General features: G+C 63.4%; 12 protein-coding genes and 1 riboswitch. Of the genes, 3 read left to right on the forward strand and 9 right to left on the reverse strand.

The genetic code is table 11. The features are described from left to right. Positions 1 to 16: 16 nt before the first annotated feature. On the reverse strand, positions 17 to 967 hold the full coding sequence (locus tag GBB14_RS02525; protein ID WP_192796208.1) for a Sir2 family NAD-dependent protein deacetylase: 951 nt from the start codon (positions 965 to 967) through the stop codon (positions 17 to 19). Between GBB14_RS02525 and GBB14_RS02530 the strand changes: the two genes are divergently transcribed. Beyond that, a complete protein-coding gene (locus GBB14_RS02530) occupies positions 966 to 2600 on the forward strand; it encodes a peptide chain release factor 3 (RefSeq protein WP_151530079.1) in 1635 nt (544 codons plus the stop codon). The genes GBB14_RS02525 and GBB14_RS02530 overlap by 2 nt on opposite strands. A 308-nt stretch (positions 2601 to 2908) precedes the next feature. Here the strand turns inward: GBB14_RS02530 and GBB14_RS02535 are convergent, their stop codons facing one another. Continuing rightward, positions 2909 to 3292 carry a DUF4282 domain-containing protein gene (locus GBB14_RS02535; protein WP_151530078.1) on the reverse strand — a complete coding sequence of 128 codons (384 nt, stop codon included), beginning with the start codon at positions 3290 to 3292 and terminating at the stop codon, positions 2909 to 2911. Positions 3293 to 3736: 444 nt separating this feature from the next. Between GBB14_RS02535 and GBB14_RS02540 the strand changes: the two genes are divergently transcribed. After that, positions 3737 to 4840, forward strand: coding sequence for a hypothetical protein (locus tag GBB14_RS02540; RefSeq protein WP_151588402.1), 1104 nt, complete (start codon positions 3737 to 3739; stop codon positions 4838 to 4840). 36 nt (positions 4841 to 4876) lie between these two features. Beyond that, positions 4877 to 5002, forward strand: a riboswitch (FMN riboswitch). Between the two features lie 148 nt (positions 5003 to 5150). After that, on the forward strand, positions 5151 to 5858 hold the full coding sequence (pnuC, locus tag GBB14_RS02545) for a nicotinamide riboside transporter PnuC (protein ID WP_151530076.1): 708 nt from the start codon (positions 5151 to 5153) through the stop codon (positions 5856 to 5858). Positions 5859 to 5967: 109 nt separating this feature from the next. Here pnuC and GBB14_RS02550 read toward each other — a convergent pair whose 3' ends face one another. From GBB14_RS02550 to GBB14_RS02580, 7 genes are all read right to left on the reverse strand, one after another. After that, positions 5968 to 7056, reverse strand: coding sequence for a 3-hydroxyisobutyryl-CoA hydrolase (locus GBB14_RS02550; protein ID WP_151530075.1), 1089 nt, complete (start codon positions 7054 to 7056; stop codon positions 5968 to 5970). Between the two features lie 179 nt (positions 7057 to 7235). Continuing rightward, positions 7236 to 8138: a polyphosphate kinase 2 gene (ppk2, locus tag GBB14_RS02555; protein ID WP_151530074.1), complete on the reverse strand. Its 903-nt coding sequence runs from the start codon at positions 8136 to 8138 to the stop codon at positions 7236 to 7238. Between the two features lie 106 nt (positions 8139 to 8244). Then, entirely contained in the window at positions 8245 to 8571 is a 327-nt protein-coding gene (locus GBB14_RS02560; RefSeq protein WP_151530073.1) for a putative quinol monooxygenase, read from the reverse strand. 41 nt (positions 8572 to 8612) lie between these two features. Continuing rightward, entirely contained in the window at positions 8613 to 10409 is a 1797-nt protein-coding gene (locus GBB14_RS02565; RefSeq protein ID WP_151530072.1) for an ABC-F family ATP-binding cassette domain-containing protein, read from the reverse strand. A gap of 64 nt (positions 10410 to 10473) precedes the next feature. Then, positions 10474 to 11421 (reverse strand): 4-(cytidine 5'-diphospho)-2-C-methyl-D-erythritol kinase, encoded by a 948-nt coding sequence (locus tag GBB14_RS02570; protein WP_151530071.1) that lies wholly within the window; start codon positions 11419 to 11421, stop codon positions 10474 to 10476. Continuing rightward, on the reverse strand, positions 11418 to 12338 hold the full coding sequence (rsmA, locus tag GBB14_RS02575) for a 16S rRNA (adenine(1518)-N(6)/adenine(1519)-N(6))-dimethyltransferase RsmA (protein WP_151530070.1): 921 nt from the start codon (positions 12336 to 12338) through the stop codon (positions 11418 to 11420). Before rsmA ends, GBB14_RS02570 begins: the two co-directional genes overlap by 4 nt. A 143-nt stretch (positions 12339 to 12481) precedes the next feature. Further along, positions 12482 to 13621: a resuscitation-promoting factor gene (locus tag GBB14_RS02580; protein WP_151530069.1), complete on the reverse strand. Its 1140-nt coding sequence runs from the start codon at positions 13619 to 13621 to the stop codon at positions 12482 to 12484. Positions 13622 to 13823: the final 202 nt, after the last annotated feature.

The raw sequence follows: 13823 nt of genomic DNA on the forward strand, positions 1-13823 counted from the left end.
TACGCAGGTAGAGGCTCTAGGCCAACCCGGTGGCGTCGATCACCGCATCGAAGGCCTGCCGCACATCGCTGCGCCATAACACCGCAGCGCGGGTATCGGCTCGGCCGGGCCCGCCATTAATCACCACTACCGGCTTCCCGGCGCGCTGCGCCTCGATGGCGAAACGATAGCCGCTCATCACCGCCAGAGAGGAGCCAGCCACCAGCAGGAAATCGGCCTCCTCCACTAGGGCATGGGCCGCCGCCTTCCGCTTCGGGTTCACCGGTTCGCCGAAGTAGACCACATGGGGTTTGAGCAGCTGAGACCCACAGTGGGGGCAGCCCACGAGATGGAAACTCCCGACGATCTCCTCTGCAAGAGCCACATCGCCATCGGGATTCACCGCGCCGCGGCTGGCCTCGGCGCGCTCAATATAGCCAGGATTAGCGGCCTGCAGGCGAGCGTCGATAAGCGTTCGTGGCATGATTTCACCGCAGCTCAAGCACTCGATGCGGGAGAGATCGCCGTGGAGTTCCACCAGGCTTGTGCTGCCGGCGGCGCGGTGGAGGCCATCAACGTTTTGGGTAATCACCCCAGTGATCAGGCCCGCAGCTTCTAGCTCCACCAGCTGATAGTGCACCGAGTTCGGCCGGGCTGCGGCCATGTGCCGCCACCCCACAAAGGCCCGCGCCCAGTAGCGGTGCAGGGCGGCGCGATCATAGCGAAACTCCTGATAGGTCATCGGCCGCGAGCGGGCGAGCGAGCCCTGCGGCCCGCGATAATCCGGAATGCCAGAGGGCGTCGACACCCCCGCGCCGGTGAGCACAGCGGCGCGCCCGCCGGCGAAGAGCTCCGCGATCTGTGCCACCGCCTCCGCAGGCGGGGTGGGCGGAGCCGTCTCATCCACTACGCGCTGAATCGAACGCACCGCGGAGGCATGTGTGCGAGCGATTGATTCAGACACCGAGGCGTTAAGATGAAACACCATGAGCAGAGTAGTTGACGAGGCCTCGCGCCGCAGAACCTTCGCCGTGATCGCACACCCCGACGCCGGTAAATCCACCCTGACCGAGGCGTTGGCGCTGCACGCGCACATGATCGCCGAAGCCGGCGCGGTGCACGGCAAGGCTGGGCGCAAAGCCACCGTCTCCGACTGGATGGATATGGAAAAGGAGCGCGGCATCTCTGTCGCCAGCTCCGCTCTGCAATTCGAGTACGCGCCCGAAGGCCACCAGGGCGAGCCCTACATGATTAACCTAGTGGACACCCCCGGCCACGCCGACTTCTCTGAGGACACCTACCGCGTACTCACCGCCGTGGATGCCGCGGTGATGCTTATCGACGGCGCCAAGGGCCTCGAGCCCCAAACCCTCAAGCTCTTCCGCGTGTGTAAGGCCCGCGGTCTGCCCATTGTGACCGTGGTGAACAAATGGGACCGCGTGGGTAAAGAACCGCTGGAATTGATGGATGAGATCGTCTCCGAGATCGGGCTGCAGCCTACCCCGCTGTTCTGGCCGGTGGGTGCCGCCGGTGATTTCCGTGGCCTGGCCCGCATCAACTCCGATGGCGAGGCGGAGGAATACATTCACTTCCTGCGCACCGCCGGCGGCTCCACCATTGCCCCCGAGGAGCACTACAGCCCCGAGGAGGCCGCCGCCAAGGAAGAGATGGCGTGGGAAACTGCTGCCGAGGAAGTAGAACTCATGGCCGCCGATGGCGCGGTGCATGATCCCGAGCTCTTCCTCGACTGCACCACCTCCCCCACCATTTTCGCCTCGGCGATGCTCAACTTCGGTGTGCACCAGATCCTCGACGCCCTCTGCGCTCTGGCGCCGCAGCCCGCGCCCTGTTCCGCGGACCCGGCCGTGGTGGCCGCCGCAACCTCTGCCATCGACGATCACCGCGATCTGGACAGCGACTTCGCCGGCGTGGTCTTTAAGGTTCAGGCCGGCATGGATCGCAAGCACCGCGATACCCTCGCCTTCATGCGCGTGGTCTCCGGCGAATTTGACCGCGGCATGCAAGTAACCCACGCCCAGTCCGGGCGCAGCTTCTCCACCAAGTACGCGCTCACCGTCTTCGGCCGCACCCGCGACACTGTGGACACCGCCTATCCCGGCGATATTGTCGGCCTCGTCAACGCCGGCTCGCTCGCCCCGGGTGACACCATCTACGCCGGCCGGAAAGTACAATTCCCGCCCATGCCGCAGTTCGCCCCCGAGCACTTCCGCACCCTGCGGGCGAAAACCCTGGGCAAGTACAAGCAGTTCCGCAAAGCGCTGGAACAGCTGGACTCCGAGGGCGTGGTGCAGATCCTGAAAAACGAGGCCCGTGGCGACGCCGCCCCCATTATGGCTGCTGTCGGCCCCATGCAGTTCGAAGTGATGCAGGCCCGCATGGATGTGGAATACAACGTGGAGACCATCACCGAGCCGGTCCCCTACTCGGTGGCGCGACGCACCACCGCCGCCACCGCGCCCGAGCTGAACAAGCAGCGCGGCGTGGAGATCTTCACCCGCACCGACGGCGAACTCATCGCGCTCTTTGGCGACAAGTGGCGCCTGAGCTTCATTGAGAAGGAACACCCCGAGTTCGAACTCTTCCCGCTGGTGGCGGACTAGCTCGACATCGAGGCTAGGGTGCAGGGACGCTAGTGAGCCTGGCTCTCGTGCTTACCATCGCACCACTGCTCCGGCGGCACCGTCGCCTTTACTTGGGCGATATGCTCACCACACCCAGCCCACGTAGTTTTACCACAGGTGGGACACGGCACAGGACGGCACATAGGGGTACTCCTTGATTCTCGGTAGAACTCTTTCTACCTGCGATAATACCCCGTGCGTGCAGGGAACGAGCAAGGATTGGGTGCCGCTGCTGGACGGGGCACACCCAGAGTCGCAGCCCCCCCCCCGGTGCGGGATGCGTTTCTTTAGCGTCCCACGGTGGCTTCACGCAGCGCAGAGGTGTTCTGAGCAGTGCGCACCAAGGCGATGTTCATCTCTAGTGCCAGGCGCACGCCCACGATTTGCAGCAGCGCCGGAATCCAGCCGAAGAGCAGAGCGATGATAGCGAAGAAAGTCGCCATGGCGCCCACTTCCGAGTCGCCGACATCCGAGGCCAAGAACAGCCAGATAGACACCCAGAACACATAGCCCAGAAGCGCCAGAACGATATTGACCAGGTGGATGGCCTTGGCGAACTTGATGGTGATGAAGCTCGAAAAGCTGAAATCAAACAGCGCCTGCAGGAAGTTCTTCGACTCCGCCCCTACGGCGTTGAGTTGCGGAAAGCCAGTGGAGTCTGAACTAGCCACCGGCCCCTGCTAGGTGGCGTTGGGCTGCTGGTTCCCAGCGGAGGGGTAGAACGGGGCCGCGCCCTGCTGAGTGCTCTGCTGGGCGAAGGGCTGGTTAGGCTGCTGATTGGCCTGCTGGTTGGTGTTCTCCGCCGAGAACGCGCCCTGATTCTCCTCGCCCTGGTTGTGCTCGCCCTAGTTGTCGTTGGGCGAATACTGGTTATTCATGGATGGATGATCCCCTCTGATTCTCAGATCGAATGAATGCCTGCGGCGCGACACTGCCGTTCATGGCGTATATATACGCGCGCTTAGGCTAACGAACATAGTCAGTGGGTCAATCATTTCCCGCCGCCTTCACTCTCACGCGGGGGCTGTGCTTCTGCTACCGCGGCGGTGGTGAGGGGCGGGGTGGCGTCGATAAGCATCCCGCTCGGAGGCGGAAGGTAGGTAGAATGCGGGCTTGTGACTATCCCCGCACCTCGCAGCATTGCTGAACTCCGCGCCGACGGCTACTTTCATCAAGCCTGTCTCGACGCCGCCTTCCTTCCCGCCCTATCCACGGCGATTGCGGTGGAGGCCGGCGATACCGACGGCGAGAACGTGCAGATCCGGCTCAGTTTCTCTGGGCACCGCCCCACTGAGATCACCGGCCAGCGCCTCGCCAGGATCCTGCCCACTGGTATGTGGCAGTGGCTACACTCGCGTATCGCGGAGGCGGCCGAGGAGTTCGCCATCCCCGAACTCGAGCACGAATGGGTAGCGCCCCGGCCACCAGGGCTGGATCTTGAGACCGCAACACGGCTGCTCACAGACGAGACTGAGGCCGACGCCGCCGCTGCACCACGCGCCTATCGCAGCCTCGCCACCGCAGAAGAACTCGCGGCCGCAATACGCACCCTCTTTTCCAATGACCCCGTGCTCTATCTGCCCACCGCCGATGGCGCCACCATCATGGCTTCCGTTCCCGCTGCCGCTGCCGCAGATTGTCACCGCACCCTCTTTCACGCCGGCGCCTTCATGCCGGCCTCACCGGACATGGATCGCAGTATCGATGGGCTGGCTCGGCTTTTCGAATGCGAGTATCGGCCCTGCGGCACGGACCGCTATGAGCTGCGGGTGGCTGGGCAGATCGTGGGAGTAAGCACCCGCGAGTCCATCGTGGTGGATTATGGCCACGGCATGAGCTTCGCCGAGGTGCTGCGCGACGCCCAGCAAGTGCCAACCGCCTACCCGCCCGTCACCGATCCTTCCGCGACCGCCCATCCGGCGATCGTCCAGATGGCACACACCAACGGCATCCCTGCACTTCTGCGCGCCGAAGGTGCCCAGTCCGCGGCGCTGACTGGGGATCTCCACACCGCCCGGCGGTGTGTGCTCTATCGCAGCGGGGCGATGCCGCCGCAGCCGGCGGTACCACCTGGGATGCCGCCGCAGCACCCAGCGCCGCAGGACTCGGTGTCGCAGGACTCGGTGTCGCAGGACTCGGTGTCGCAGGGTCCGCAGAATCTCTCGGGTGGCCCTCGCGGCGATGGAACTACCCCCGCGCCCCAACCTCCATCGACCTAGTTTCTGTGCTCGCCCTCGCTCGCGCGCTATAGTAAGAAACGTTCTCAGGGCGGGGCGTAATTCCCCACCGGTGGTGATAGTCCACGAGCCGCAGCTTCGGCTGTAGCAGACTCGGTGAAACTCCGGGACCGACGGTAATAGTCCGGATGGAAGAGAACCTAGGCGCTGAGCGCGCCGCACCATGCGAGACTGCCACCCTGCTGTGGCCTGTAGCCTCGGGGCGCAGTGGCTGCGATGCTGACCTATGTTGTGTTTCACCTGAGGATTTGTTTTCTGCTCAACCGAAACATGAAAGCGTGTAGGTCAGCGAATGAATCCTATAGTCGAGCTTCTTGATGCCACCGTCATCATCGGTGGTGCCCCTATTCTGTGGCGCGAAATCATAGGCAATGCTTTTGGCATTGGCTCCGCCATTTTTGGTTTGAAAAGGCGCGTATGGGCGTGGCCGGTGGGCATCATCGGCAATGTTTTGCTCTTCACCGTCTTCCTCGGCGGCGTGTTCCACACACCGCAGAATCTTGATCTTTATGGCCAAGCGGCCCGCCAAGTGATGTTCTTGGTGGTCAGCGCCTATGGCTGGTACGGCTGGCAGCGCAACCTCAACAAGCGGGATCGCTCCACCGACCAAGCCGCCGTGGAGCCACACTGGGCCACGCCACGGCAACGCCTCGCCATCCTCACCTTCATGGTGATCAGCACCGTCGTCTGCGCCCAGATTTTCTCCGCGCTTGGCTCGTGGGGGCCGTGGGCGGATGCGTGGATCTTCTCCGGCTCGCTTCTGGCCACCTTTGGCATGGCCAAGGGCTGGATCGAATTTTGGCTGCTGTGGCTCAGCGTGGACATCGTCGGCGTGCCGCTGCTGCTCGCCGCCGGCTACTACCCCTCGGCTGTGCTCTACCTCGCCTATGGCGGGTTCGTGGCGTGGGGATTCGTGGAATGGTCCCGTATGGAGCGTCGTCGCCGCAACCAAACCAGCGCGGCGTCCACCGAGGCAGAACTCAGCCACAGCGCAGCCTAAGCCGCGGCCGGTGGCGGCCAGTGGCGGCCGTTAGCGGCCCAGCGCATAAGAAAACGCAGCCGGCCAGGCTCATGCGCACTCGGTCGGCTGCGTTGTTCGTCTGTAGCGGCTACTTCACGGCAGCGCGGTATTTCTCCACATCCACCTCGGCGGTCGTGGCCGGATCGAAGACGGCATCGCGGCCCTTATCCACCAGCACGGCACGCACGCCCTCGACAAAGTTCTTGTCCTCGCGCAGCACCTTGCCCACAGCGAACTCATTGGCCAGTGCCGCCTGCACATTCTCCACGCGCTCATTGGCATCCATCAGCTCCATGGTGGCCACCAAAGACGCGGGGTTGGCTTGGGCCAGGTGGCCGCGGACGAGGTCCCGGAACTCCTCGCTGGGGCACTCCTGCAGCTGTGTCACTACCTCTTCCCACGAGGCAGCATCAAAGACCGTCTCGATATGCTCCATGAGCTCGGCCAGCTGGGATTCGCCCTCAAGCGGCTCGGCGAAGCTATCGATCACCGCGTTCATGCCGTCGGCGTCAGCGGCCGATTCCAGCGCCTCGCGGAGCTGCTCGAACTTCTCCGAGGGCACATAGTCGGTGGCGAGACCCGACCACAACATGTCCTGCGGGCTCAGCCGCCAAGTGGTGAGCACGAGGAACTTGGCCAGCGGGAAGGAGTGGGAGCCGGTGGCATTGACCATGCGCTGGAAGGCGTAGGTGACGCCCACATCGGGGCAGAAGCCGATGGCCATCTCCGGCATGGAGGCCCAGGAGCGCTCCGATACCACGCGCCGGCTGCCGTGCACCGATACACCCAAGCCGCCGCCCATGACGATGCCATCGATGAGGGCGATATAGGGCTTGGGGAAGTCCACCACCGCCGCGTTCATGGCGTACTCGACGTCTAAGAAGTGATCCCCCACCTCGGGCTGGCCAGCGAGGATAGCCTCGCGGATCACCCGCACATCGCCACCGGCACAGAAGGCCTTGGGATTATTGGAGTAGATCACCACTCCGGACACGGCGTCATCCTCGCGCCACTCGTCGAGGGCGTCGTGAATGATCTGACACATCTCTGTGTCGAGGGAGTTGAGGCTCTTCGGGCGGTTGAGCTCTAAGAAGCCGACCGAGCCACGAATCTCCGCGATTACTGTTTTCTCTGCTGCGGCACCCTGGGTGCCTGTAGTGGAATCTCCTGTAGTCATGTACACAGTGTGTCACAAAATGCCAAATGATGTGGCGGCGAACACTCACCTTAGACAACGGCCACAGGGCCCACAGCTGCGGGTTCTTGTCTCCCGCGTACTTTTAGCGCAGGATACAGACAACGCGCACCCTCCCACTGTTACAGGGAGAATGCGCGTGAGACTGCGGCCGCTGGGCGCTATTTCTTGTCTTTCTTGGACTTCTTCGACTTCTTGCTCTTCTTGTCCTTCTTCGAGCCGCCCTCGAGCTTGCGCTTTTCCAGCTTCGCGGCCACATCTGGCACATAGCGGAAATCAGAGCGCGGTGGTCGATCGTAGTTGGTTTCCGACTCTGGGCGCTCGGGGATCTCCGGCAGCTCGCGGTCGATCTTCTCATAGGGAATCGTGGACAGCAGGTGGCTGATCACGTTGATGCGGGAGCGCTTCTTATCCTCGGATTCCACGGTGTACCACGGCGCGGAGGGGATGTCGGTGTGGATGAACATCTCATCCTTGGCGCGGGAGTAGTCCTCCCAGCGGGTGATGGACTGCAGATCCATCGGCGAGAGCTTCCAGCGGCGCAGCGGATCATTGCGGCGCGAGCGGAAGCGCTTCACCTGCTCCTCATCAGAGACGGAGAACCAGTATTTGCGCAGCATGATCCCGTCTTCCACCAGCAGCCGCTCGAAGATGGGGGCCTGGTGCAGGAAGCGACGGTACTCGGCGGAGGTACAAAAGCCCATCACGCGTTCCACGCCGGCGCGGTTGTACCACGAACGGTCAAAGATCACGATCTCACCGGCGGTGGGCAGGCGCTCAATATAGCGCTGGAAGTACCACTGGCCCTGCTCGCGGGAGTTCGGCGCGGGCAATGCCTCGATGCGGCAGGTACGCGGGTTGAGGTACTGGGTGATGCGCTTGATTGCGGAGCCCTTTCCGGCGGCGTCGCGGCCTTCCATGACGATCACCACGCGGGCACCGGTTTCCACCACCCACTGTTGCATGTCTACCAGTTCGGCTTGGAGGTGCTTCAGCTCTGCCTCATAGGCCTTTTTCGATAGCTTCGGCGGGTCAGTGAGATCCTTTGCGTCCTTCTTGCTCATGCTCACCAGAGTACCTGAAGAATCGCTGAAAAAATCACCCTATTCAGCATTAAGGGGCCAGTCCACGCTGTGTGTCCTGGCCCCGTATGCCGATATGCTTCGGCTATTACTCCTCCACAGAGAATTCAGCCATCTTATCCCACTCGGTTTTGCCCTCGATGAGGGTGTTGATGATTTCCGGGGTCTTCACCAGCAGGCGCGGCATATCCACGCAGGCCTTCTGGAAGTGATCGGAGTTGACGTGCGGCTCCGCGGCATCGTCCTTGAAGCCCTCGATGAGGATGTAGCTGTTTGGTTCGTCGGTGGAGCGGTACCACTCAAAGAAGAGATTGCCCTCCTCGGCGCGGGTGGCCTCGGTGAACTCGGCGACTTCCTGGCGGAAGGTCTCCACGTACTCGTCCTTGACGGTGAATTTCACATTGATCAAGATCATGGCCCCAGCCTACGAAAAATCCGCACCCACGGCCACCAGCGCTAGGCTTCCATCTGCTCGCCCAACTCTAGCCACTGCATTTCCAGCTCCTCGGCGCGAGCTGCCGCATCCTTGAGCTTGGCGTCCAGCTCGATCATCGCCTCCTGATCCACCGCCTGCGCCGCGGCGGCCATTTTTTCATTGAGGGAATCGATCTCTGCGCGGACCTTATCCAGCTTACGTTCGGTGGCGGACAGCTTCTTCGACAGCTCCCGCCACTGCTTCTGATCCATCTTCTTTTCGCTTGACGACGCCTCCTTCGTGCCCACATTCAGTGGCCCCGAACCTTCCGCCGCTGTCATCTCATCGCGGCGAGCGAGATACTGCTCGATTCCGCTCGGCAGGTTGGTGAGCGCACCATCGCCGAACAGCGCCCACGTGGAATCCGCGATGCGCTCAATCAAGTAGCGATCGTGGGAGATCACCACCAAGGTGCCCGGCCAAGAGTCCAATAAGGATTCCAGTTCTTGCAGGGTATCGATATCGAGATCGTTGGTCGGCTCGTCGAGAAGCAGCACATTCGGCTCCGCCATGAGCACGCGGGTCAGCTGTAGCCGCCGCCGCTCGCCGCCAGAGAGATCCTTGATCGGGGTGCGCTGGCGTTTGGCGGAAAAGCCTAAGCGCTCCGCGAGCTGCGAGGCCGAGAGCTGTTTTTTGCCGAGTTCCACATAGCTGGCCACATCCTCCACCGCATCAAGCACGCGGCGCTCGGGATCGAGGTCATCTAATTCTTGGCGCAGCCAACCCAGCCGCACCGTTGTGCCCTCGATGCGGCGCCCAGCATCAAGCGCATGCTCCCCCGCAAGGGCCCGCAGCAGGGTGGTTTTGCCCGAGCCATTCACCCCGACCAGGCCGATGCGCTCGCCCGGCGCGAGCCGCCAGGTGAGATCCTGCACCAGCACCCGGCCATCGGGGGTGGAGATCGTGGCATCTTCGAGCTCAATGACCACTTTTCCTTGGCGGCGCTTGGAGAAGGCCATGAGCTCCACGGTGTCGCGCGGGGCCGGCACATCGGAGATTAGCGCCTCGGCGGCTTCAATCCGGTAGCGCGGTTTCGAGGTGCGGGCCGGCGCCCCGCGACGCAGCCACGCCAGTTCCTTGCGGGCGAGGTTGCGGCGACGCTGTTCCATCGCATCCGCCTGGCGGGCGCGCTCGGCGCGAGCGAAGGTCCAGTCGTTATAGCCTCCCTCATACACATCCACGGTGCCGTCGTGGACCTCCCAGGTGTGGGTGGCCACGGTGTCGAGAAACCAGCGATCGTGGGTGACCACCACCACCGCGAGGTTGCGCTGGAGCAGATGATCGGCCAACCAGCGCACGCCTTCCACGTCCAAGTGGTTGGTGGGCTCATCGAGCACCACCAGATCCAGCTCGCGCACCAGCGCGGCAGCCAGGTGAGTGCGGCGACGTTCACCGCCCGAGAGCGCAGAGACTGGGGTATCCAATCCGAGATCCACGATCCCGAGGCCCGAGAGCACGTCACGCACCTTGGCACTAGAGGCCCACTCATAGGTTTCTAGCCCCAGCTGCTCCAGCACGACCTCCCCCACGGTGCGGGTATCGTCCAGCTTGGCCCGCTGCGTCACGACGGCAAGGCGCAGCTCCTTGTTGTGGGAGACCCGTCCCGAATCCGGGTCGAGTTGCCCAGAAAGGATCTCAATGAGGGTGGTTTTACCGCCTCCATTCAGCCCCACCACGCCGATCCGATCGTGCGATTGCACGCCAAGGCTCACGGAGTCGAGCAGGGTCTTCATCCCGAAGCTCTGGGTGACATTTTCTAGGTTGATCAAATTAGCCACGTCGGCAGGTCTGTCCTTCTCACTAGTGGGCGTCGAAAGGTGGGCGAACTACGGTATATCCGGCTTAAGACCCGAGTGTTTCTATACCGCGAGCCACGGTATGTACAGCGAAGGCATCGAAAACGGTGCCCGAATCGCGCAGCTCCTCAGCCACGGCCTCGGCCGCCTCGGCGCTCTCGCATAGGAATGCCGTGGTGGGCCCCGAGCCGGAGACGATACCGGCGAGTGCTCCCGCGGCTGCGCCGGCAGCGAGGGTGGCCCGCAGCGCCGGCATCAACGACAGCGCCGCCGGCTGCAAGTCATTCTGTAGCTGCCGCGCCACCGCGGCCGGATCGCTGCTGAGCAGAGCGGAAGCTAGAGCGCTGGTGTCTGTGCTGGGCGCGCCGGCCTTGCCGGCCTGGCGCATCTCATCGAGCTTGCGAAATACCTCGGGGGTGCGCAGCCCCTGCTTCTGAATCCCCAGGGCCACATGATAGGTGCCGCGGCTGAGCATCGGCACCAGCTGCTCCCCGCGGCCAGTGCCCAGCTGCGTGCCACCTACGAGGCTAAAGGGCACATCCGAGCCGAGCTCGGCGGCGATCTCTAGCACCCGCTCCTGCGGCAAGGGGGCGTAGCCCTGGAGCGCATGCAACACGGCGGCAGCATCCGCGGAGCCGCCGGCCATGCCGCCAGCGGTGGGGATACCTTTGTGGATGTGGATATCTATCACCGGCGGGGTGATCTCTGGGTGGTGTCTGCGTAGCTCCTGCAGATAGCGGGTGGCGGCGCCCACCACGAGATTGCTGGCGTCGAGCGGCACCGCGCTAGCGGCCAGGCCCGAGGCGCTCACCGCGCCCACATACTCGCTCAACCGCGCCAGCCCTGCAGCGGGGCTGAGCCGCACCACATTGTGATTGGACAGGGATTGAAACACGCTCGTCAGCTCGTGGAACCCATCCTCGCGGGCCGCCCCTACTCCGAGAAAGAGGTTGATCTTGGCGCAGGCCCGCACCGAGGTGCTCGCTATGTTCATTCCGCGGCCTCCTCTCGGGCGGCTAGGGCGATATCGACGAACTCTCGCACCCCGAGGCGTTCGCCGCGCAGAGTGGGATCGACGCCGGCGCGACTAAGAATCGCCGCGCTGCGCTCGCCTGAGCCGAAGTACCCGGAGAGTGCGGCGCGCAGGGTTTTGCGGCGCTGGGCGAAGGCAGCATCCACGATGGGAAATACCTCCGCGGCGCTGGCCTGCCAGGGCATGTTCTCGCGCTCATAGCAATCGATACGCACCAGCCCGGAGTCGATCTTCGGGGCCGGCCAGAACACGTTTTTGCCCACCAGCCCGGCGCGGCGCACCTGGCCGTAGTAGGCGGCTTTCACACTGGGCACCCCATAGATTTTGCTGCCCGGCGCAGCGGCGAGCCGATCGGCCACTTCTTTTTGCACCATCACCAGTACCCGCCGCAGGGAGGGAAACTCCGCCAGGATGTGCATGAGCACCGGCACGGAGACGTTATAGGGCAAGTTAGCCGCCAATACCGTCGGTGCCACGGCGCAGTCACTGCGCTGGAACTCCAAGGCATTGCGATTGTGCACGCTGAGGGTGGATGCGGCGGCACCGGCGCGGGCGGCGGCGGTGGCCGGAAGCTCCCCGGCGAGCCGCGGATCGATCTCCACGACCGTCACCGAGCGGGCCACCTCCAGCAATCCGAGAGTAAGCGAACCAAGCCCCGGGCCGATCTCGATCACATCGTCCGCGGCGGTGATCTCGGCGGCAGCGATGATCATCCGGACGGTGTTGGGATCGTGCAGGAAGTTCTGGCCCAGCTTCTTCGTCGGGCTCACATCGAGTTTCTCGGCGAGCTCGCGAATCTCCTTCGGGCCGAGCAGCTGGACGGCGCTACCCTGCGGGGACACTCCCCCATCCTCGGCATGCGGCGGTGCGGTAGTCATAGTTTCTTCAGTGTAGTGGCTGATCCATTACCTCCCACTACCGAGGCGGCGGAGATAGCACGAAGCGCCCACCACAGAGGGTGGGCGCAGCAGACAGCGGGCGCAAGCAGGTACTCGCCGGCCCGCCCGAGTGAGCAGAGTGCTTAGCGAATGCCCAGCTTGGCGGTGCAGGCGGGCCATGCACCCCAGCCCTGCGCGGCCTGTACCCGCTGGGCCACGGCGATCTGCTGCTCGCGGGTAGCCTGGCCGGCGGTGGGGGCGTACTCGCCGCCGCCATAGGCCTGCCAGGTGGAGGGGGCGAACTGCAGGCCACCGGAGTAGCCATTACCGGTGTTAATACTCCAGTTGCCACCGGACTCGCACTGGGCGAGCTGATCCCAGACGCTGCCGCCGGCCACGGCCGGAGCTGCCGGCTTCACGCCGCGCTTGATGGTGGCGGGAGTGGAGGGGCGCAGTTCCTTCGTCTTGATCGTCACCGAAGCCACCTCCTTGCCATTGACGAGGGTGACCTTGCGGGTGATCTCTCGCTCGCCCGGGGTGGCTTCGCGCTCCACGACTTCGCTGCCCTGTTCCAGGTTGGCATCATCGACGTAGACCGGATCGGCGGTGAAGGACTCGGTATCGGTCACTTCCTTTTCTTCCACCCGGGTGATGTCGATGGTCATTCCGCGCTTCAGCGGCGTATCGAGGGCGGGGCTTACCTCATCCTTATCGCCCAAGGTGATGCCGCGCTCCTTGAGCACATCCCCCACGGTGCGCTCGGCCACCTTGGAATAGGTCACGGAACCGCCATCGTTAATGGTGATGATCTTGGACTTCACCACATCCACAGTGAGCCCGTCGCGGGGAATCACGGTGGTGCCGTCGAGGGAGATGAGATCGGAGGGATCCACCATGCCGAGCTCGGCCAGCAGCTCATCCACAGTCAGCGCAGTGGAATCAACGGTCTTTTCCTCGCCGTCAATCACCAGCGCAACCTGCCTGGCGCTACGCACAGTGATCGTCTGATCATCAGTGATCGCGCTCTCCGGGCTGGGGCTCACGAGATCGCGGTCGACGGCCGGAATATCGGCCTCATCCAGCGCGGCACCGACAGTATCGGACGCGGTAGCGAGATTAATGGTCTCACCATTGAAATCAATGGTGACATCATTTTTGCTCACCGCATTGGCGGAGACCACACCACCGACCAGCAGGGTGGCCAACATGCCGCCGGTGGCGACACGGAGCGGAGTCGAGCTAGAGCCGGTGCCGTTAATGCGAGCCTTGGTGCGGTGTCCCATGAAAGCCAGTGTTCCCTTCACCCTTAAGGTGTCGTGTGGTTGTTGTGTCGTGACGCTCAGGCGGGGAGATACATTAGGGTGTTTCTCCCCCACTGGCGCAATGGATGTAACAGTACGGTAACAATTCTGTGATGTCTAGAGAATGTAGCCCCTAGAGCGAGCGAGTCTTATATTTCAGACCACGCAGCTGAGGCACCTATCC

The organism is Corynebacterium sp. 51B (assembly GCF_008930785.1).
In the GTDB taxonomy this organism is placed as follows: domain Bacteria; phylum Actinomycetota; class Actinomycetes; order Mycobacteriales; family Mycobacteriaceae; genus Corynebacterium; species Corynebacterium megadyptis.

Bases quoted from the DNA above. Each gene is read 5' to 3' on its own strand.
- pnuC (WP_151530076.1), top strand. From the start codon at position 5,151: ATGAATCCTATAGTCGAGCTTCTTGATGCCACCGTCATCATCGGTGGT.
- GBB14_RS02580 (WP_151530069.1), bottom strand. From the start codon at position 13,621: ATGGGACACCGCACCAAGGCTCGCATTAACGGCACCGGCTCTAGCTCG.
- rsmA (WP_151530070.1), bottom strand. From the start codon at position 12,338: ATGACTACCGCACCGCCGCATGCCGAGGATGGGGGAGTGTCCCCGCAG.
- GBB14_RS02530 (WP_151530079.1), top strand. From the start codon at position 966: ATGAGCAGAGTAGTTGACGAGGCCTCGCGCCGCAGAACCTTCGCCGTG.
- GBB14_RS02570 (WP_151530071.1), bottom strand. From the start codon at position 11,421: ATGAACATAGCGAGCACCTCGGTGCGGGCCTGCGCCAAGATCAACCTC.
- GBB14_RS02550 (WP_151530075.1), bottom strand. From the start codon at position 7,056: ATGACTACAGGAGATTCCACTACAGGCACCCAGGGTGCCGCAGCAGAG.
- ppk2 (WP_151530074.1), bottom strand. From the start codon at position 8,138: ATGAGCAAGAAGGACGCAAAGGATCTCACTGACCCGCCGAAGCTATCG.
- GBB14_RS02525 (WP_192796208.1), bottom strand. From the start codon at position 967: ATGGTGTTTCATCTTAACGCCTCGGTGTCTGAATCAATCGCTCGCACA.
- GBB14_RS02560 (WP_151530073.1), bottom strand. From the start codon at position 8,571: ATGATCTTGATCAATGTGAAATTCACCGTCAAGGACGAGTACGTGGAG.